Below are 18,699 nucleotides of genomic sequence, written 5' to 3' on the forward strand. Positions count from 1 at the left end.
AACCGGGTTCTTTGATAAGGTCTGCTCATTCGCCCCAACTACGATTCAAGGAGAATCAGGTGGATACATCGCTTTTCGTTCAAACAGTAATCGCGTCTGTAATCTCAGGCGGTATCGTTGCCTGGCTGTTCGCCAGCCCCGAGAGCAGACAGAGTGCGGCAATGCAGATACGGAAGATTCGGTCATTCGGCGCCAAAGTAGCCGTATTGGTCATGGTGGCATTCGTAATGGCTAGAAGTGCATATGGTTTTGCAACCTTTGCAACGTCGAATGGGCCAGTGAGCAGAATTGAAGTGATCGAACTCTTTGTGTATTTCATGAATTTCTTCGTATTCCTTGGCGCCGGAACTCTGTTCGCAGCAATTTGGCGAGCGACCGTGCTCAAGGAAAGAGCCGAAAAAGCCGAACCCTCCGAGAACTGAAAAAATCACTTCTGCCCCCTCCATAAACGCAAAAACCCGGCGCAATGGCCGGGTTCAGTGTGGTGGTGTGTCCCGCTGCTTGCGGTCGCACCTATCGAAGATGGGTACTTTTTACAGGTGGATTCCGGTGGCAGCAAGGGAGTTTTAATGCCATGGCGCAATATGGGTGCGATACAGGTATGACGCAGGTGCGACGCAGGGACAACGCATTCTATCGGCTATCGCTTCTGGTGCCCTGTCTTACTTGTCCCACTATTCTAGATCGGAGTAGGACAGCTACAGACGCCTAAATACAGGGCTCTGCCCTACTGTCCTACCTTTATTACTTTTCTCTTGTGTATAGAGAGAAAGCTAAAAGCACGCGTGCGCGCCATGGGCGCGACTACGTGCCCGCTATGCTCATGTGTGCGTGGGGTGGGTAAAGGTTGGACAGTAGGACAGCCCAGCAACGGCGCGGCCTGCGCCTGTCCGACTGCGCCAAATGGCAGTCGGACAAAGCAGGACAGTAGGACAGAGGCACGCGGAGTGATGCCGAGGATCATGCAGCCTTCCCCATCAGCATGCCGGCGATGTGCAGGTGTGCCTCATGGAGCCGCTGGTAATAGGTATCCCGGCTGCATCCGCAGTGGGTGTACTTCTGCGACAGGAAGCTTTCGTGGTTGCAGTAGTGCTCGCGTACGACAAGCGACAGCTGCGGCGGCAAGTGCTTGTTGACGATCAGCTCAATGTCGGCCGATTCATCCAGCAGCACCCGACTTCCACGCGTGCCGCGTATCAACTCCCCTTTGCACTCCATCAGCATGGCGATCATGTTGCCGCCACTCGGCCCGCCAGCACCGTCTGGCACAGGCGAATGCAGATCCTGCGCCCACAGTTTGAGCATCTCATCGATTCGCTTAATCAAAGCAAGGCTCCTCGATCACCGCCTGCTGCAACGCAGACACACGCCCCCAACCCGCAGGCTTTTCATAGGCCCATGGCCGCACACCGCTTTTTGGCAGAGCAGGCATACGCCGCTTGCGCCAGCCCAGCCGGTGCATGATCGCCCCGACCCGCATCTGTTCGGGTTTACCCCAATGGCCGAAGTCCAGTTTCAGCGCCTGGGTCAGAATCTCATTGCCGGTGGCGGTTTCGCCGATCTGCGACTCTTCCATCCAGGCCAGGATTGGCCCCTCCCATTCATCCACCACGAAACGCTCGTCTTGAGCCTCGGCGAACATCTTGGACTCGTCCTTATTCACCCACCAGATATCGCCCGCTTCAAAGCAGAACAGCGCCTCAGCCCACAGCTGATCGCGGATCTCGCGCAGTTGCTCCAGATCGACCTTGTTGCAGAACACCGGCCAGTAGCGGCGGTTGCCCGTGGCGTCCTTGAGGTACTCCTCTTGGTTGGTGGTGCCCACGAAAACACACTGGCGTGGCACGTCATTCGTTCTGCGGCCGTAGCTCTCTCGGTAGGTATCGGTGGAAGCAGAGAAGAACTGTTTGGCCTTGGTGCTTTCCGCCTTGTTGAAGCTGTCCAGCTCGCCCAACTCGACGATCCATTTGCCGCGAATCGCCTGGAAGCTGTCCTTATCACCGAGGGCAAAGGGCGTGTCCATGAACCACTCGCCGCCGAGGACGCCCATGGCCGTGGACTTACCGGCGCCCTGCCCGCCTTCGAGGATCATCACAGAATCGGCCTTGCAGCCTGGGCGCATAACCCGAGCCACAGCCGAGATTAGCCAGCGCTTGCCGACCTTTGCCGAGTACTCGCTGGCCTGAACGCCCAGCACGTCGGTCAGCCAGGTTTCAATGCGTGGCACGCGATCCCATTCCAGCTTCTCCAAGTACTCACGCACCGGGTGGAAGGCATGGTCGTGGGCAACCACACTGACCGCCTCGATCACATGGGAGGCTTTGACCCGCAGGTTGTATTGCTGCGCGAGCCACTTCATCACTCGCATGTCGTCAATGTCAGCCCAGTCGCCGGCACCGCCGCCGAAGGGCGCAGACCGCAGCTTGACGATCTTGGAGCTGAACACGCTGTAGCCGATGACACCGGCCCAGCGTTCGTCATTGCCCAGGATCAGCTCGACGTTTTGCATGTGCGCGATCAGGGAGCCATTTTCGGTGCGGGCCAGTTGATCCTTCCAGCCACCCGCTGCAGGAGGCTTGACCACCGCAAGCACCTGGCGGCGGACGGCCTCCAACCCCTCGGCGACGTGCAAGTCGTTGAAGTCGGTCCACTTGATCTCGCGCTCGCCGGAGAACACCGGGGAGACGACTTGACCACCGACAACCAGCGCGGCGTTGTTGGCTTTCTCTTCGCCGGGGTTCCAGGGGCCACCATTGGGACGCTTGGTTTTCCAGTCGTCGTCCCGGCAGATGATAAGTGGACAGCCAGGGAAGCGCTCGCGCATGGCCTTGGAGACAGGCAGCAGGTTGCCCGCGTCGAAGGCGATAGCAACAGTGAGCGACGTCGCCATGTGCAAGCTTGCGCCCGTGGCGTAGCCCTCACACACCAGCACCGGTTCGCCTGGCTCTGGGTGGGGGCCGATCAGGTGGAAAGCGCCCTCTTTTGACATACCGGGCGGCCAGTACTGCTTATCCCGCCCAGTGTCTTCATGCTTCGCTGGAAAGATCACCTGCAGGCCGACGATCTGGTCACGGACGTTGCACATGGGCACCAAAAATGCGCCAGTACGTGGCGCATAGCGAACCTTGAAGCCGACGATCTGCTTTCGATCCAGATAAGCGCTCTTACCCTTTTCGGGCATTCGCTTGAACAGACCGGCAGCACGGTTGGCCGCTCGGCGTGATGCGTTGGCCGCGATCTCGGCAGCTTTACGCTTGGCATCCTCCTGGCGAGCGCGCATGACCTCGCGCTCCTCGGGGCTCATACGTCCGGGTTTAACCTTGATCTTCAGGGTGTCGCCAGAACGCCAGTCACCGAAGCTGCCGAAGATCAGCGTCTCGTTTTTTTCAGTGCGGTGTTCGTGGATGACGTACCAGCCGTTTTTTTCTTTGCCTTTGTCCTGGGTGGTTTTGCAGCGGGTGAGTTTGCCGAATACCAAGGGTTGAGCGGGCTCGAGACCATAGTCCGCGAACTGATTGATCACATCATCGAGCATAACGGGCAGCCCTCTGATCATCGGCGGTCTTGCACTCAATGCAGAGCGTGCAACCGGGCTGTGCCAAACGACGGGCCTCGGGAATGGGGCCATCGCATTCGTCACAGAACATCAGCGAATGCTGAGCCGTGTTGGGCATCAGCGCCAGGCGTGCAGCGACGGCCTGATCTATGCGCTCTTGCACCAGGTCATTTGCGAAGTCAGCGATATCAGCCACGTTCCACCCCACAAGTCGTCTGGTTGACGTAGCGGGCGCGGTTGTACATGCCCAACAAACCCTGGATACCGCGAAACACTAACTGGCGGATCTCGGCCAGCTCACGGTCATCGACCTTGCCGTCGCCAATATGCTTGGCCCAGGTTTCGGACAAATCGGCAACCTGCCGGAAAAACATGGCGATACCCGTGGTCAGGGTCTCAGGCATGTCATTGGTGTACGCCTCAGCCAGTTCCTGCCAGATCGTGTCGCCGACAAGGGCATGCACCGCATCGAGAATGCGGCGGTCCTTGGTCAGTTCGAGGATCTCGCCGAACTCCTGAATGTTGACGGTGTGCGAGGGATGGGTGGGAGACAACTTGTGCTGCAGCGTGGTGGCATTGCGGCCGGTGGTGGCGGCGATTGCTGCGGCACCGCCGGGATAGTCCCGTGCGGCGTGGTACAAGGCTAATTCGAGCGTCAGTACTTCCTTTTGCGCTCGATCAACACAGCTTAAAGCTACTCGGCTCATGGCATTAATCCTACTAAGTTGCCAGTGCCCCGCGACGTGTAGTGGTGATACATTTGCCGCGTGGCTTGAAAGGGCCCAAACGCCGGCAAGATCTAGGGATCAAAACCGGCACCGTGCCGAGGCGAACAATCCGTTGCTCACCTCTGGCGCAACAGCTGCCTAATCTGTGGTGGAAAAGGCAGCAACCCAAGACATCCGTGTCTTGGCAGCGCGATAAAGGGAGGTGGTTTGCATGTGGTGTGCCCTCCTACCTTCGTCGCGACCCGACAGCACTGTGGTGGTGTGTGCCGGGAGGAACTGGGCGGCCCTTGGGTCGCCTTTTTTCTATCTACTCTGCAGCTTTCTGCGGGGCCGATGCGTTGAGCAACCAGGCAGCGTCAAACGCGTTGCCCTTTTGCTCTGCAGCAGTCGCTAAAAGTTTTGCGTAGTGGGTTTCACCGGTGTAATCGGTGCGCGGAAGGCTGGCAGCCAAGCGCCATTTATTGAGTGCTTGGTAACTCCTGTCACATACCTTGGCGGCGGCTCCGATGCCGCCTACTGCTTCAAATGCGAACGCGATGGCGTTCGGAAAATCTGCGGGGTCCAACATGGCAACCTCCATTTATCAACTCGCGGTTGATATTAACATCAACTGACTATTGCGCAACCCCTGTGAGAGTATCAACTCATGGTTGATAAGAATGAGCTACGGGCAGCTTTCACGGCGCGCCTTCACGAAGCACTCAACGATGCCGGTGTACGCACCCGGGGGCGTGGGGTGGACGTACACAGACAACTGAAAAGCTTAGGCGTGCACAAAAGCCCACAAGCGATTAGTAAATGGCTGAATGGCGATGCTGTCGCTGAAGCAGATAGCATGGTCGCATTGTGCTCTTGGCTGAATGTGAGACGGGAATGGTTGGAATATGGAGTGCTGCCTAAAAACTCAGTAATCAAAAACAATTTGATCAAACTGTCAAACTTACAGCAATCTAATATAGGAGAAATTACTCGCCGCTTTGGCAAGGTTCCACTTATCTCCTGGGTACAAGCTGGAGCGTGGTGTGAAGCTAGTGTTGAACTATTTGATGGAGAAAACTGGTTGTCATGCCCAGTAACCATAAGTGAAAATGGCTACGCTCTTAAAGTACTTGGTGATTCAATGACAAATCCTGGACCAGGACGAAGCTATCCAACCGGATGCATAATTTTTGTAGATCCGGAAGCCGAGACAAAGCCGGGCGACAGAGTAATAGCTAGGCTACCTCGAACAAATGAAGCTACTTTTAAGGTTTTAGTTGAGGATGCAGGAAGACAGTTTTTAAAACCAATAAATCCGCAATATCCAATTATTGATATAACTGAAGAAACTCATATTTGCGGCAAGGTAGTAGGATCTTTTATCCCGGAGTGACACAAAGAGCCACTCCAAGATAGTTATCTCAATTGAATTCAAAATCAGAAAGCATATCTATCCGATCCAAAATTGTCCGTAATGGCACGTTTCCACCCATCCTAGTAGATTGATCAACTACATCCAATATTCTACCGACATCATTCTTTTGATGCTCGGTAGCTTGCTGAGAATTGTAAATATCCTTTAACGCTTGGATTCTATTTTCAGACCACGTGCGTGCCGCCCTCATCTTGCCTGCGATGATCACACCTTCTAGATACTGCCTAGTCCAAAGCAACTCATCACCTGGAACTACCTCAACGAGAAGAGCAGTTAGATCCGTACCACTTGAAGTCTCTTGCGAAAACTCCAAGTAAATTTCGTTATATTTCTCTTTGACCACTAATAAAAATATAACAAATTCTGGATAAAAAAATTGATTCTCTTTTACCGAAAGAGAAACCAGCTTAACTTTAGCAACCAACTGCTCGATACTTCTGAGTGACATTCGGCGAGTTACTGTCCGCAGCATCCCAAGCAAGCTTTCCTTGTCGTGTACTGTTTCTCCTTTTTTACGTTTATCGAAATATTTATCAAGCTCAAACTTTGTCAACAAATCGCCTACAAAATCAACTGTATCAGCGGGGGGCAAAGTAAATTCAACATCTATAAACCGCTTGAGATATCCTACCGCATCAAAATCCGCACCATATACTGCCTTCACACTGTGCGCCAATTGCTGTTTATCCAAAGCCAATATAAATACCAATCCTTCGACATCCAACAAATGTTTTATTCGCTCTAGCAATTCTATTGCATAAGTAGGTCGACACCTATCAAGCTCGTCTACAAAGATATACATCTTCCCTATGGATCCGTCTTCGCTCTTTAAAACCTTTGCAACATTTTCCTTGAATACAGATATCGCTTGCTTATTTTTGGAGTAAGCATCTATGACATCCTTAGCAAGCGCTTCCGTCAGCTTTGAAGTTTCATCTTCAATTATTTTATCAAGATCCAGGATACCAGCAGTTGCGAGCTTCACCCCAACTGGTATACCTCTACGCATCAAATGCGTTCCCGCCGCCTTTGCTTTGGCCCACGCTTTACTTTTCTCTTGATTACCATTGATAAAAAAAGCAAGTCCGACGTTCATTTCTCCGATAAAAGCCAACAATGGATCAACGGCAAAGTCAGTTTCCCATGCGCTGAAATAAATCGACTTCGCCTCTGAAGCACTTAACGATGAATGAAGCATTCTCATGAATGTAGTTTTACCCGCGCCCCACGGTGCATTCACTGAGAAAACTAACGGAGAAACTACTTTCTCTAATAACCCACCTAAGTTATCTACACTTTTTTTCCGTTTGAGTCTGTCGTTAAGAAAAATATTGCCTTCGGGTATTACGATATTAGTATTTTTAAGCTTCATTTCGATCAATCCCCTGACCTAATTAGTTCCATTAGCTTTAATGCAATATTCAGCTCTTACCACACTACCATTCACCAAGGACGTCGCGCCAAAGAAATATAGCCCAAGGCCACTAATCAACCGCTGGTTGACAAATAACAACCGTCAGTTGATATTTGTCTCACTCTTCCACCACAGAGCGAGGCAAAACTATGCACACCACAGCCACCCTGCACGTCCACCCGGCTGCTGCGAACCCCTCCCGCATCTTTGAAATCCGCCGCTTGGCGCAAGACCTAGGCTGCACATTCATCGCGTCCAAAGCAAAGCTGAAAGAACGCCACGCGCCCGCCCCATTCAATCCAAACGGCGGAGGGCAAGCGGCATGAGCAAGTACAAACTCGACAACCGCTCCCTGACCCTGCTTAAGGCTCAGGTAAACCTAACCGAAACCTTCAACCACCTGCTGCGTGCCGAAGTTCAGCGTGAGGCCCTAGCCTTCCGCCTGAAAGTTGAGCGCCGTAAAGCCGACACACACTTCACTGTTGAGCTGGGAAGCGAACGCCACACGCTGACCCTGACAAACAGCAAAAAGATGCACCTTAAGCTTGCGGACTTCATCGAGGAGATCGTCAACGGGCCAGCGAGTCCAAGCGATCCGTCGTCTGTGCCGCACGCTGACCGCCGCTACGGCGTCTTCGAAATTGAACACAAGCAGCGTGTGTTCGACCTGGTGCAAACCGGCGGCGCGCTGAGCCTCGACATGGGTTTTGAGCAACCTATCAACCTGGCAATCCATCGCAACAAAACCCGCACTGGCATCACCACCATCATGAGCATCGGCGTCAGAAAGCCGCGTACCAAGTGCTTCACAGTGTACGGCAGCGACGTGGAGATCTACTCCATGGTGGCCGAGTCCATCACCCATCTGGCTGCCGTGGCGACACCCGCCGCGCACGCAGCCTAGGAGGCCGAGATGGAACGGAGCCTGGAAAAAGCCGCCAAGTACTTCGGCCTCACACGCCCAAAGCTGATCGCTCTAATGCGTAAAAAGGGCCTGCTCAACGACCGCAATCTCCCGGCCTTCCCGGTGCGGGACCGAGACTACCTGCGAGTCAAGGATAGCAACTGGTACCACGAAACCGCCGGCATGCAGTACAGCCAGTCGACCAAGGTCCGCCAAGCCGGCATCCGCTGGCTCGCCGAACAGTTGGGCCTCGAACTGCCAGCCATCCCGGCAGATAACCGTGACATGGCCTAGGGAGTACGCCCGCCAGATCGTCGCTATGCACACACGCGAGGAGCGCAACGCCGCGCTCCTCGAAGTGCCGGAGCATCTGAGGGAGCTGACCAAACGCCATTGCCTGAATGCCTGGAACCACCCTTCACGACTCAAACGCAAGGAGGCCGCCGCCCATGAGCAACAACAGTCAAACACCGCTACGGCTGCAACCCGCGCCAGATAGCGCAACCGTCGAGATGCTGCACCAACTCTTCGGCGACGTGCTTATCCCACTGGAAAAGCTGCGCGTGCATTACTTCAAGAACCTCAACGAAAAGACCTTCACTGAGGCGATCAACAGCGGCCGTATTCAGCTGCCGGTGACCACCCTGGATCACAGCGTCAAGGCGTTGAGGTATGCCCACATCAAGCATGTCGCGGCACTGATTGATATCCGCGCTTACAGGGCGGATGAGGACATGCCGCGACCACAAACTGATTCAACCGAGCCAGAGCAGTAACACCAACGGCTGCCACCACCAGCCAACAAAACCACCAGGAGCACACCACATGACCGTAATTCAAATCTGCGCACTGATCACCATCGTTATCGCGCTCGCGATCCTTTATTGGATCGGCTACAGAGGCGGCTTAACGGATGGTCTGGCTCAGGGCTACGACGAAGGACACGCACAAGGATTCATTGAAGGGATGGACGAGGGGGAGTCAGCGGGCTCTACCGCTCTGGAGCAGATCTCCGAGCGGTGTCGGCGCCTGCAACTGATATTGGACCATCAGCCACTGGATCGCCTCACCCTGTTAGCCATTGCCGAAAAGCTCAACCTTGCGGCCGACACCTTCCGCGCGGTGAGATCTGACAGCCAGGCAACTCAAGCACTTACCTTACGTGACAAGGCGCTGAACATGGCTGCCCAGCTGGACCCATTCGAGTTGGGAGACGCAGCATGAACTGGATCCTGACCCATTCAGGCAAACACTTTGACCTGCTCGAACCCGACGCCGACATGATCGACCCACGAGACATCTCGCACGCACTGGCCCACCTGTGCCGCTTCAACGGTCACACCCGCGAGTTCTACAGCGTGGCACAGCACAGCTGCATCGTCGCCGAGCTGGTGCCGGAAGAACACAAACTCGCGGCCTTACTTCATGACGCACCCGAGGCGTACCTGGGCGACATGACGCGGCCACTCAAGCAATGGATCAGTGCCTATGAGCACTTCGAGGACTGTATCTGGTGGCGCGTCTGTGATCGGTTCGACATAGCACCAGAACTCCCCGCCTGCGTCCACAAGGCCGACCTGATAGCGCTGGCTACCGAACGCCGCGACCTCATGCCACCCGATCCGGCTATCCGGGATTGTTTGGTCGGCATCGAACCCATGGTTGAAACCATCCGTCCATGGTCTGCCGCAGAAGCCCGCAACACCTACCACCAGCGCCTGATGGACCAACTCGCTATCGAACACCGGAGGAAAGCGGCATGAAGAACCAACAGAACAACACCAGCGCCTTGTCCGCTTTGCTCCGCACTGCAAATGGTGGCGACACACTAGAAACAAACAGTCTCTGCTGCGCAGCAGCAGGCATTATTGCTCCTCCCAGCGCCACTGCAGAGGCACTTATACCCCACGAAAAGCTGCGCGGGGCAGCGCTCAGTGATGCAACGCTAACCGCTCCAGCACGCCCGCTCGCGCAGCCTGCCTTGGGGTATAAAAGCAAAAATAGGTTTCTACGAAAGCCGCATCTCCGACAGTTTCACCGCCGCCATGTTGACGGCCTGAGAATTGTGCGAAAGCGTCGTAACGCACTTCAAGACATCAACCGCCGAACCGTCAGAGAGCAGTTGTGCCATTACAACACTCTTTTCCAATGCACCCCGAATAATCAGAAACGGCTCGACCATATCGGGCAACGGCAAATCCACCGGATTGATACCGCGCATAGCCAGCGTTTGCTCTTCAACAGTCGTCATAATTTCAGTCCGCGCAGCGCGGTCGCTCGACTGCATAGTGTCGAAGTTTTGAAACAAGAGGCTACTTACGGCAGCAGCACGCTTAGCAACACCACAGACGAGTCGGAATACTACTTCATCACGGTTTCGCCTTGCTTTAGCGATATCACGAGCTTGTTTGTTCGCCACGATCAGGGCGGTTACCACGGCAGCCAAGCTACCGATAACTTGAAACCAAGCAGGCGCGTCCGGCTGCTTGAAAATCAAGACAAGAGTTCCTATCACCGCTACAGCACCGACGGGAGAAATAAGCCACATGGACAAACTGCCGGAATTGAACGTGAAACCATCGGCAGCCATTGCCAGCCCTCTTTTCCAAAAATAGAACTGAGCTTGCCTCCACTCGAAGGATTCGTCTATGGAGGTGCGAAATGAGGGAAGTTGATGCTATTACCAATGCAATCGTTAAAACGCAATTCGGCCTAGACTACGCTGGCGAGATTCGCGTGGACCTTTTCGCCGGGGGCGGCGGTGCAACCATGGGCCAAGAGATGGGCACCGGCATACCGGTCGATATCGCCATCAACCACAACCCTGACGCCATCAGCATGCACAAGCGCAACCACCCGAGCGCCGAGCATTACATCACCGACGTCTACGACGTGTGCCCGCGCTTGGCGACTCGCGGCCGTCCAGTTGCGCACCTGCACGCCAGCCCTGAATGCACCCACCACAGCCTCGCTGCCGGCGGTCAGGCGCGCAGCACCACCAGCCGTTCGCAGTCATGGGTCATTCAAAAATGGGGAGGCCAGGTCAGCCCCCGCAAGATCACGATGGAAAACGTCGTGCAGATCCTCCAGTGGGGACCTCTGATCGCAAAGCGCTGCAGCAAGACTGGCCGAGTGGTACGCCGTGACATGACAGTCGCCGCTGCCGGCGAGCGGGTACCGGTACAAGAACAGTACCTGGTGCCCGATCCAAAACGGAAAGGACGAACCTGGCGCCGCTTCGAAAACAACCTGCGGTGCATGGGCTATGACCTGATGTACGGCAAACTCAAAGCCTGCGACTTTGGCGCCGCCACTACCCGCGAGCGCTTGTTCCTGATTGCTCGCCGTGACGGTAAGCCACTGCGCTGGCCGGAACCTACGCACTTCAAGAACCCAGCCAAGGGACAGTCAGCCTACCGCACCGCCGCCAGCTGTATCGATTGGTCTCTTCCATGCCCAAGCATTTTCCTCACCAAGAAAGAAGGCCGCGCTGCAGGTGTCAAACGACCACTGGTGAACAACACCATGGAGCGCCTACGCAAGGGTGCCAAGCGCTATGTCCTCGAACACAAGAACCCGTTCATTGTCAGCGTCAACCACACCGGCAACGACCTGGCGCGATGCCAGTCCGTGGAAGATCCGGCGAAGACCATAACCGGTGCGCAGGGGTTCGCCCTTGTCACGCCGCAACTCGCGCCCTTCATCACCGAACACGCCAACGGCAGCAGCCAGCGCAACATGCCAGGGGATGATCCTCTACGCACCATCTGCAGTGGCGTTAAGGGTGGGCACTTCGCCTTGGCCGTGGCCTATGTCGCGCAGCACAACGGCGGATACAACGTGACGCCTGGGCATCACCCGGTTAAACCGCTTACTGCGATCACCACCACTGGCAGCCAGCAGCAGATCGTCACTGCGCACCTGTCGACGCTTCGCAGGAACTGCATCGGCCGGGCCATGGACGAACTGGTACCGACCATTACAGCCGGCGCTGAACACCATGCTCTGGTCGAGTACAAGCTCGCGCCAGAGGTCGAGGCCGGCGCCATGCGTGTTGCGGCATTCCTGATGGGCTACTACGGCAGCGACAACACCTACGACCTGCGCGACCCAGCCGCAACCATTACAACACGGGATCGCCTGGCCCTTGTCACTGTGACGATCCAGGGCACGCCTTACGTGATTGTCGATATCGGCATGCGGATGCTCACTCCACGCGAGCTGTACCGCGCCCAGGGCTTCCCCGACAACTACGTGATTGATCGTGGACATGATGGCCGGAAATTCAGCAATAAGACGCAGGTGCTTATGGTGGGTAACTCGGTGTCGCCGTGGCCGATGATGGCGCTGATCAGTGCCAACAACGACGTAGATGAGCGCGAACTTATGGGAGAAGCAGCATGAGCCTACCTCGCTGGGTAATGATCAGCCGCGCCTCAGAACTAACTGGCTACAGCGAAGACGCCATTCGCCACAAAGTGAAAAACGGCACCTGGGCCCAAGGCCGCATCTGGCGCAAGACGCCGGACGGCCGCATTGCAATCAACATGACGGAGTATGACAAGTGGGCCGAGAGCGCACCTCAGGAAGCGGCCTAGAAACCGAACTGGCAAAGCACAAGGGGATTGAGATACACGGCGGCAACCTGCGTATCGTGTTCATGTGGCGGCGTATACGCTGCCGCGAATCCCTCGGCCTTCCGATCACCAAAGCCAATATCAAACACGCCGCCCTCTTAAGGGCGGCAATTCTTCACGAGATCAAAACCGGCCACTTTGAGTATGGGCGGCACTTTCCAAACTCAAAGCACGCGACCAACTACAGCAGTGCCAAGGACGAAAGGCTTGGGGCATTACTGGAGCGGTACAAGCCGTTGAAGGCTGTCGACATCACGCCGATGACCGAGGAGAAGTACAGATATGCCTTGGACATCTGCACTGCCTTGGTTGGAATTGATCGTCTCGCCGGAGTTTTGTTGCCCGAAGACATTCAATTGCTGAGGACGTTGCTGATTGCAGATCGAGCGCCGTCAACCGTCAATCACTACCTGGCGACGTTCGCCGGTTTCCTGGGCTGGTGCGAGACCAATGGATATTGCCGCACCGGATTATCAGAAGCGTGCAATCGGTTCGCAATGCAAGGCCAAGAGCCGGATCCGCTTACTCGTGATGAGTTTCAGCTGCTGGTCGATAAAGGATGCCTTCACCCCCAGGACTCTGCTGCGATTACGTTGGCCGTGTATACCGGGCTTCGACCAGGTGAGCTATGCGCGCTGGCTGTTGAAGACATCGACCTGGACGCAGGGCAGATCAACATCACCCGCGCCATAACCGCCAACGGCACGTTCAAGGTTCCTAAAACCGGGAAGCCGCGCTCAGTATTATTAATGCCGCCAGCTGTCGAAGCCTGCCGGGTGTTGCTGTCGCTCGTTGCCGAACACCCTGCACGCGTCATTGAGGTGTTCCAGAACAGGCACGAGAGCCGGAAAGAAAGGGTTACCCCATTGCTTTCTCCATCCACCCAGGCGCGCAAGAAGATCATAAACTTCTGGTATGTCCCCACAGCTTGGAACACCAAGTGGACGGCGATACAGAAGCGTTCAGGCATCCGTGCGCGTCGACCGTACCAGACCCGGCATACCTACGCCTGCTGGTGTCTCACAGCTCATGGCAATCTGGCTTTTATTGCCAAACAAATGGGTCATAAAGATTTCACAATGCTGGTAGAGGTGTATGCAAAATGGATGGAGGACGCATCTGAAACTGAGTTACAGCGTATTTGGTCAGGAATGCAGAAAAGAGAAGGGAGCATTAAAGCAGATCAAAAAGCTATAACTTGAAATATCTTAACCTATTGATATTTAAGGTTTTTTAAACCAAAAAAATCAGACCTAACATGCTCTCCAGGCAAGCCGGGCGGCTTTGCCGCCCGGCTTGCCTGGAGAGCGTACTGAAACAAAAAGGGCACCATGCTTTTACAATATCACCTTGTCAACGAAAATCGCAACGAACAGCAAAAAAAAACCCTGCAAAAATGCAGGGTTCCTTTTTACCATCAAGCATAATTAGCTGTGAGCTACGATTACAGGCTCCACCCAACCATTGGTGGCGCAAATTTCCTGAATATCTTTAGCCGCGCGCTTGTAGGACTCTAAACTCTGTCGAGTCTTAGCGGCATTTGCTTGGCGTTGCTCATCGGTGATTGGCTTGAGGTCACGTAGCGATTTGATAGTCATCATCCCCACCTTTCGATTTCCTTTCAGATAGTTCTAGACCGGTATCAGACAGTCTTGGTTCCCATAATAGGCTTCGCGCATTCGATCCATTGAATGGCGGTAGCTTAGCTTTTCATCCTCAACGACTAGGTTGAAAGCCAACGTTTCTTGCGACTCCTGCTGAGCGTAGATAGAGCACATACGCACGAATAATTCCTCAAACAGGTCGTCAAAAATCTTCAACTTCTCTTGCATCGGCGCTTTTAGAGGGTGGGCATCCTCCATCTCACTACAGAAGCAAAGGTAGCCGCCTCTCTGCCGCCGTGGCCTGTGGTACATCACAACACCCTTCTTTTTAGGGTACAGGGACGTGACATTATGCGATTCGCGCAGAAAAAACCAGAGCCACAAGGTAGCTGCCGCACTCATCACATATCGGCTGAAGGTTATTTCAACTTTAGCAGAGGTTTTGTCGAGCGCCTCAATCAACGCTACCATTCGATCCACATTTCCACCTGCGTTGTGGCGCAGATGAATCTCGATCAAGTCACCCTCAGATGCCTTGTTAAGAACGTCGATGATCGGATTGACTGTCTCAGCTGAAATTTGATCTTGAAGCTCAAGCTTCAGCTTCGCGCGGGTGTCCTCAGCGCTCTGCAGTTCTACTCCAATATTGGCGTCCAATGCTATCCCTCGCTTGATCAATTTCGGCGCGAAATAATACCAGCGACGCGAAGCACTAGCAATGTGACATCAAAATACCCGACGAACGAGCTAACTAGTTTTTTAGAAAAAACAAAACCTACGCTAGAGGGTGTCCTTTCACATGATACGCTTCCTCGTGGATCCGACCATGTCAATCCAAGAGTTTAAGTATTTCGAAATGCCCCAGAATCGCCCCACAACCGAGCAAAATAGACCGCAAACCACTGATGAATAAAGCAATTTCAGATCTGTCCTCCCACACCCCGATGATGCAGCAGTACTGGCGCCTGAAAAACCAGCACCCTGATCAGTTGATGTTCTATCGCATGGGCGACTTCTACGAGATCTTCTATGAAGACGCGAAGAAGGCCGCCAAGCTGCTGGACATCACCCTGACCGCGCGCGGGCAGTCGGCGGGGCAGTCGATTCCGATGTGTGGGATTCCTTATCACTCGCTGGAAGGCTACCTGGTCAAGCTGGTGAAGCTGGGCGAGTCGGTGGTGATCTGTGAGCAGATCGGCGACCCGGCCACGAGTAAAGGGCCGGTGGAACGCCAGGTGGTGCGCATCATTACGCCGGGTACGGTGAGTGATGAGGCGTTGCTGGATGAGCGTCGCGATAACCTGATTGCGGCGGTGTTGGGCGATGAGCGTTTGTTCGGCCTGTCGGTGCTGGATATCACCAGTGGCAATTTCAGCGTGCTGGAGATCAAGGGCTGGGAGAACCTGCTGGCTGAGCTGGAGCGTATCAATCCGGTGGAGTTGTTGATTCCGGATGATTGGCCCAAGGACTTGCCGGCGGAGAAACGTCGTGGGACCAAGCGTCGTGCGCCGTGGGATTTTGAACGTGATTCGGCGCTGAAAAGTCTTTGCCAGCAGTTTTCGGTGCAGGACCTTAAGGGCTTCGGTTGCGAGACGTTGACCCTGGCCATCGGCGCCGCCGGTTGCCTGCTCAGCTACGCGAAGGAAACCCAGCGCACTGCCCTGCCGCATTTGCGCAGCCTGCGCCATGAGCGCCTGGACGACACGGTGGTGCTCGATGGCGCCAGCCGCCGAAATCTGGAACTGGACACCAACCTGTCAGGCGGGCGTGACAACACCCTGCAATCGGTGGTCGACCGTTGCCAGACCGCCATGGGCAGCCGCCTGCTGACGCGCTGGTTGAACCGTCCGTTGCGGGATCTGGCGGTGCTGCAAGCGCGTCAGACCTCTATTACCTGCCTGCTGGATGGCTATCGCTTCGAAAAGCTGCAACCGCAGCTCAAGGAAATCGGCGATATCGAGCGGATTCTGGCGCGGATCGGCCTGCGCAATGCGCGCCCTCGTGACCTTGCACGCCTGCGTGATGCCCTCAGCGCCCTGCCGCAGTTGCAAGTGGCAATGACCGAACTGGACACGCCGCACCTGCAGCAATTGGCCGAAACCGCAGGTACCTATCCGGAACTGGCAGCCCTGCTGGAAAAGGCCATCATCGACAACCCGCCGGCGATTATCCGTGACGGTGGTGTATTGAAGACGGGTTACGACAGTGAGCTGGATGAACTGCAAGCCCTGAGCGAAAACGCCGGGCAGTTCCTGATCGATCTGGAAGCCCGCGAAAAAGCCCGTACGGGCCTGGCTAACCTGAAGGTCGGCTATAACCGCGTGCATGGTTACTTTATCGAGTTGCCGAGCAAGCAAGCCGAGTCTGCGCCTATCGACTATCAACGTCGCCAGACCCTCAAAGGCGCCGAGCGTTTTATCACCCCCGAGCTCAAAGCGTTCGAAGACAAGGCGCTGTCGGCCAAAAGCCGCGCCCTGGCTCGGGAAAAGATGCTCTACGAAGCTTTGCTCGAAGACTTGATCAGCCGTCTGGCGCCGTTGCAAGACACCGCCGCCGCCCTGGCGGAGCTGGATGTGTTGAGCAACCTCGCCGAACGTGCGCTGAACCTGGACCTCAATTGCCCACGGTTTGTGAGCGAGCCGTGCATGCGCATCGTGCAAGGCCGTCACCCGGTAGTGGAGCAAGTGCTGACCACGCCGTTCGTCGCCAATGACCTGTCGCTGGACGACGATACCCGCATGCTGGTGATCACCGGTCCGAACATGGGTGGTAAATCCACCTACATGCGCCAGACCGCGTTGATCGTGCTGTTGGCGCATATCGGCAGCTTCGTACCGGCAGCCAGTTGCGAATTGTCGCTGGTGGACCGCATTTTCACGCGGATCGGCTCCAGCGATGACCTGGCCGGTGGCCGTTCGACCTTTATGGTGGAAATGAGCGAAACCGCCAACATCCTGCACAACGCCACCGAGCGCAGCCTGGTGCTGATGGACGAAGTGGGCCGCGGCACCAGCACCTTCGACGGCCTGTCCCTGGCCTGGGCGGCGGCTGAACGCTTGGCGCATTTGCGTGCGTACACGTTGTTTGCCACGCACTACTTCGAGCTGACGGTGCTGCCGGAAAGCGAGCCGCTGGTGGCCAACGTGCATCTCAATGCCACCGAGCACAACGAGCGCATCGTGTTCCTGCACCATGTGCTGCCAGGGCCGGCAAGCCAGAGCTACGGCCTGGCCGTAGCGCAATTGGCCGGAGTGCCGAACGAGGTGATCACCCGCGCCCGTGAACACTTAAGCCGCCTGGAAACCACGGCGCTGCCCCATGAAACCGTGGTCGCCAGCCCGGCCAAGGCCAGCAAGAAACCTGCCGCGCCGCATCAGAGCGATATGTTCGCCAGCCTGCCCCATCCGGTGCTGGATGAGTTGGCAAAGCTTGACCTGGATGACTTGACGCCGCGTAAAGCGCTCGAAATGTTATATGCACTGAAGACTCGGATATAACGCAGACGCTTGCAAGCTGATAGAATCTCGCGCGGTTTGGGATGCTGCGGGCTTTTAGCCTGGTCCGCAGACTATCGCTCTCAAACCTCGCGAACCCCACCATAAGGGGTTTCGCTGCCGCCGCCTGAGGAGAAAATTAGAAATGACCTTCGTCGTCACCGACAACTGCATCAAGTGCAAGTACACCGACTGCGTAGAAGTCTGTCCGGTGGACTGCTTCTACGAAGGCCCGAATTTCCTGGTTATCCACCCGGATGAGTGCATCGACTGCGCCCTGTGTGAACCAGAATGCCCGGCCGTCGCGATTTTCTCCGAGGACGAAGTGCCTGCGGGCATGGAGCAATTCATTCAATTGAACGTCGAGCTGGCCGAAGTGTGGCCAAACATCACCGAGCGCAAAGATCCGATGCCGGATGCCGCTGAATGGGATGGCAAGCCCAACAAAATTGAGCAACTAGAGCGCTAAGCGCCGCTGCCCAACAAAAAAAGGCCCCTTGAGGGCCTTTTTTGCGTTCGGGTGCCTGCATTCACTTTTCTACAGGCAAAAAAAAGGGGCGGTATGACCCGCCCACATTTTTTCCCTAGTCCCTGTATTCCTTTTCATCATCCTGATGAATCGCATCCTGCGACGTTCCTTCAAACCATCGTTCCTTGATGGCTGTGCCAATCCGTGGGCACAGGGCTGATGTTAGAGCGTTCCGAGGGAAGTTCAACGCGATGCCCTCAGCGGTCTGACAAACTCTACCGCTCTCACTCTTGAAAATAATCGTTATCTTTCAATAAGATAGATAATAGCCTCGTCATTTCAAGACGTACGCAACCGCTAAAAAAACCAAACACTTACGAAAAAGTAAGCGAATGCTTACACGCCCATTACGCAAAATAGCAACAAGCCCTATTGGCCCCCACCTGTAGGAGCGAGCTTGCTCGCGAAAAACCCGAGAC

At 55.4% G+C, this 18,699-nt stretch carries 21 protein-coding genes; 12 read left to right on the forward strand and 9 right to left on the reverse strand.

The genetic code is table 11. The features are described from left to right. Positions 1–59 precede the first annotated feature (59 nt). A complete protein-coding gene (locus tag CRN80_RS01650) occupies positions 60–422 on the forward strand; it encodes a hypothetical protein (protein WP_098949426.1) in 363 nt (120 codons plus the stop codon). A 538-nt stretch (positions 423–960) separates the two neighbouring features. Here the strand turns inward: CRN80_RS01650 and CRN80_RS01655 are convergent. From CRN80_RS01655 to CRN80_RS01675, 5 genes are all read right to left on the reverse strand, one after another. Next, the gene (locus tag CRN80_RS01655; protein ID WP_098949427.1) at positions 961–1,326 is read right to left on the reverse strand and encodes a hypothetical protein; all 366 of its coding nucleotides are present in this window, start codon (positions 1,324–1,326) and stop codon (positions 961–963) included. Further along, the gene (locus tag CRN80_RS01660; RefSeq protein ID WP_098949428.1) at positions 1,319–3,535 is read right to left on the reverse strand and encodes a VapE domain-containing protein; all 2,217 of its coding nucleotides are present in this window, start codon (positions 3,533–3,535) and stop codon (positions 1,319–1,321) included. The genes CRN80_RS01655 and CRN80_RS01660 overlap by 8 nt, the downstream gene beginning before the upstream one ends. Beyond that, positions 3,525–3,752 carry a TraR/DksA family transcriptional regulator gene (locus CRN80_RS01665; RefSeq protein ID WP_098949429.1) on the reverse strand — a complete coding sequence of 76 codons (228 nt, stop codon included), beginning with the start codon at positions 3,750–3,752 and terminating at the stop codon, positions 3,525–3,527. The genes CRN80_RS01660 and CRN80_RS01665 overlap by 11 nt, the downstream gene beginning before the upstream one ends. Beyond that, positions 3,745–4,263: a phage regulatory CII family protein gene (locus CRN80_RS01670; RefSeq protein ID WP_034127794.1), complete on the reverse strand. Its 519-nt coding sequence runs from the start codon at positions 4,261–4,263 to the stop codon at positions 3,745–3,747. Before CRN80_RS01670 ends, CRN80_RS01665 begins: the two co-directional genes overlap by 8 nt. Positions 4,264–4,591: 328 nt before the next feature. Further along, positions 4,592–4,852, reverse strand: coding sequence for a hypothetical protein (locus CRN80_RS01675; protein WP_098949430.1), 261 nt, complete (start codon positions 4,850–4,852; stop codon positions 4,592–4,594). A 78-nt stretch (positions 4,853–4,930) separates the two neighbouring features. On the opposite strand from CRN80_RS01675, the gene CRN80_RS01680 reads away from it, so the two are divergent. Continuing rightward, positions 4,931–5,656, forward strand: coding sequence for a LexA family transcriptional regulator (locus CRN80_RS01680; protein ID WP_098949431.1), 726 nt, complete (start codon positions 4,931–4,933; stop codon positions 5,654–5,656). 28 nt (positions 5,657–5,684) lie between these two features. On the opposite strand, the gene CRN80_RS01685 is transcribed toward CRN80_RS01680, so the two are convergent. After that, positions 5,685–7,070, reverse strand: coding sequence for a P-loop NTPase fold protein (locus tag CRN80_RS01685; protein ID WP_098949432.1), 1,386 nt, complete (start codon positions 7,068–7,070; stop codon positions 5,685–5,687). Between the two features lie 364 nt (positions 7,071–7,434). Between CRN80_RS01685 and CRN80_RS01690 the strand changes: the two genes are divergently transcribed. The 5 genes from CRN80_RS01690 (at position 7,435) to CRN80_RS01715 (ending at position 9,779) form a co-directional block, all read left to right on the forward strand. Further along, positions 7,435–8,016: a hypothetical protein gene (locus tag CRN80_RS01690; RefSeq protein ID WP_098949433.1), complete on the forward strand. Its 582-nt coding sequence runs from the start codon at positions 7,435–7,437 to the stop codon at positions 8,014–8,016. A 9-nt stretch (positions 8,017–8,025) separates the two neighbouring features. After that, positions 8,026–8,310: a phage antirepressor KilAC domain-containing protein gene (locus CRN80_RS01695; RefSeq protein WP_098949434.1), complete on the forward strand. Its 285-nt coding sequence runs from the start codon at positions 8,026–8,028 to the stop codon at positions 8,308–8,310. 155 nt (positions 8,311–8,465) lie between these two features. Beyond that, on the forward strand, positions 8,466–8,792 hold the full coding sequence (locus CRN80_RS01705; RefSeq protein ID WP_065929207.1) for a pyocin activator PrtN family protein: 327 nt from the start codon (positions 8,466–8,468) through the stop codon (positions 8,790–8,792). A gap of 49 nt (positions 8,793–8,841) precedes the next feature. Further along, the gene (locus CRN80_RS01710) at positions 8,842–9,240 is read left to right on the forward strand and encodes a hypothetical protein (RefSeq protein ID WP_098949436.1); all 399 of its coding nucleotides are present in this window, start codon (positions 8,842–8,844) and stop codon (positions 9,238–9,240) included. Further along, positions 9,237–9,779: a phosphohydrolase gene (locus CRN80_RS01715; RefSeq protein ID WP_098949437.1), complete on the forward strand. Its 543-nt coding sequence runs from the start codon at positions 9,237–9,239 to the stop codon at positions 9,777–9,779. Before CRN80_RS01710 ends, CRN80_RS01715 begins: the two co-directional genes overlap by 4 nt. Positions 9,780–10,024: 245 nt before the next feature. Here CRN80_RS01715 and CRN80_RS31175 read toward each other — a convergent pair whose 3' ends face one another. Then, complete coding sequence (locus CRN80_RS31175; RefSeq protein ID WP_178081015.1) at positions 10,025–10,606, reverse strand: hypothetical protein; 582 nt, start codon at positions 10,604–10,606, stop codon at positions 10,025–10,027. 71 nt (positions 10,607–10,677) lie between these two features. Between CRN80_RS31175 and CRN80_RS01725 the strand changes: the two genes are divergently transcribed. The 3 genes from CRN80_RS01725 to CRN80_RS01735 are packed head-to-tail and all read left to right on the forward strand — an operon-like array spanning position 10,678 to position 13,855. Beyond that, positions 10,678–12,420, forward strand: a complete 1,743-nt coding sequence (locus CRN80_RS01725) for a DNA cytosine methyltransferase (protein WP_098949438.1) — start codon at positions 10,678–10,680, stop codon at positions 12,418–12,420. Continuing rightward, positions 12,417–12,614, forward strand: coding sequence for a hypothetical protein (locus tag CRN80_RS01730; protein ID WP_042944248.1), 198 nt, complete (start codon positions 12,417–12,419; stop codon positions 12,612–12,614). The genes CRN80_RS01725 and CRN80_RS01730 overlap by 4 nt, the downstream gene beginning before the upstream one ends. Next, entirely contained in the window at positions 12,581–13,855 is a 1,275-nt protein-coding gene (locus CRN80_RS01735; RefSeq protein WP_098949439.1) for a site-specific integrase, read from the forward strand. The genes CRN80_RS01730 and CRN80_RS01735 overlap by 34 nt, the downstream gene beginning before the upstream one ends. A 225-nt stretch (positions 13,856–14,080) precedes the next feature. On the opposite strand, the gene CRN80_RS31180 is transcribed toward CRN80_RS01735, so the two are convergent. Both CRN80_RS31180 and CRN80_RS01745 read right to left on the reverse strand, forming a co-directional pair. Next, entirely contained in the window at positions 14,081–14,251 is a 171-nt protein-coding gene (locus CRN80_RS31180) for a hypothetical protein (RefSeq protein WP_178081016.1), read from the reverse strand. 33 nt (positions 14,252–14,284) lie between these two features. Further along, on the reverse strand, positions 14,285–14,914 hold the full coding sequence (locus CRN80_RS01745; protein ID WP_098949441.1) for a hypothetical protein: 630 nt from the start codon (positions 14,912–14,914) through the stop codon (positions 14,285–14,287). 260 nt (positions 14,915–15,174) lie between these two features. Here CRN80_RS01745 and mutS point away from each other — a divergent pair, with 260 nt between their 5' ends. Together mutS and fdxA are read left to right on the forward strand one after the other, a co-directional pair. Beyond that, positions 15,175–17,754: a DNA mismatch repair protein MutS gene (mutS, locus tag CRN80_RS01750; RefSeq protein WP_178081031.1), complete on the forward strand. Its 2,580-nt coding sequence runs from the start codon at positions 15,175–15,177 to the stop codon at positions 17,752–17,754. A 142-nt stretch (positions 17,755–17,896) separates the two neighbouring features. Then, positions 17,897–18,220, forward strand: a complete 324-nt coding sequence (gene fdxA, locus CRN80_RS01755; protein WP_003172109.1) for a ferredoxin FdxA — start codon at positions 17,897–17,899, stop codon at positions 18,218–18,220. The last annotated feature ends 479 nt before the right edge of the window (positions 18,221–18,699 follow it).

The organism is Pseudomonas sp. FDAARGOS_380 (genome assembly GCF_002591235.1).
Lineage (GTDB): Bacteria > Pseudomonadota > Gammaproteobacteria > Pseudomonadales > Pseudomonadaceae > Aquipseudomonas > Aquipseudomonas salmasensis.

What these genes read in the sequence shown, in the direction of transcription:
- CRN80_RS01660 (WP_098949428.1), bottom strand. Translation starts at nt 3,535, where the DNA reads ATGCTCGATGATGTGATCAATCAGTTCGCGGACTATGGTCTCGAGCCC.
- CRN80_RS01670 (WP_034127794.1), bottom strand. Translation starts at nt 4,263, where the DNA reads ATGAGCCGAGTAGCTTTAAGCTGTGTTGATCGAGCGCAAAAGGAAGTA.
- CRN80_RS01675 (WP_098949430.1), bottom strand. Translation starts at nt 4,852, where the DNA reads ATGTTGGACCCCGCAGATTTTCCGAACGCCATCGCGTTCGCATTTGAA.
- CRN80_RS01680 (WP_098949431.1), top strand. Translation starts at nt 4,931, where the DNA reads ATGGTTGATAAGAATGAGCTACGGGCAGCTTTCACGGCGCGCCTTCAC.
- CRN80_RS01685 (WP_098949432.1), bottom strand. Translation starts at nt 7,070, where the DNA reads ATGAAGCTTAAAAATACTAATATCGTAATACCCGAAGGCAATATTTTT.
- CRN80_RS01690 (WP_098949433.1), top strand. Translation starts at nt 7,435, where the DNA reads ATGAGCAAGTACAAACTCGACAACCGCTCCCTGACCCTGCTTAAGGCT.
- CRN80_RS01695 (WP_098949434.1), top strand. Translation starts at nt 8,026, where the DNA reads ATGGAACGGAGCCTGGAAAAAGCCGCCAAGTACTTCGGCCTCACACGC.
- CRN80_RS01705 (WP_065929207.1), top strand. Translation starts at nt 8,466, where the DNA reads ATGAGCAACAACAGTCAAACACCGCTACGGCTGCAACCCGCGCCAGAT.
- CRN80_RS01710 (WP_098949436.1), top strand. Translation starts at nt 8,842, where the DNA reads ATGACCGTAATTCAAATCTGCGCACTGATCACCATCGTTATCGCGCTC.
- CRN80_RS01715 (WP_098949437.1), top strand. Translation starts at nt 9,237, where the DNA reads ATGAACTGGATCCTGACCCATTCAGGCAAACACTTTGACCTGCTCGAA.
- CRN80_RS31175 (WP_178081015.1), bottom strand. Translation starts at nt 10,606, where the DNA reads ATGGCTGCCGATGGTTTCACGTTCAATTCCGGCAGTTTGTCCATGTGG.
- CRN80_RS01725 (WP_098949438.1), top strand. Translation starts at nt 10,678, where the DNA reads ATGAGGGAAGTTGATGCTATTACCAATGCAATCGTTAAAACGCAATTC.
- CRN80_RS01730 (WP_042944248.1), top strand. Translation starts at nt 12,417, where the DNA reads ATGAGCCTACCTCGCTGGGTAATGATCAGCCGCGCCTCAGAACTAACT.
- CRN80_RS31180 (WP_178081016.1), bottom strand. Translation starts at nt 14,251, where the DNA reads ATGACTATCAAATCGCTACGTGACCTCAAGCCAATCACCGATGAGCAA.
- fdxA (WP_003172109.1), top strand. Translation starts at nt 17,897, where the DNA reads ATGACCTTCGTCGTCACCGACAACTGCATCAAGTGCAAGTACACCGAC.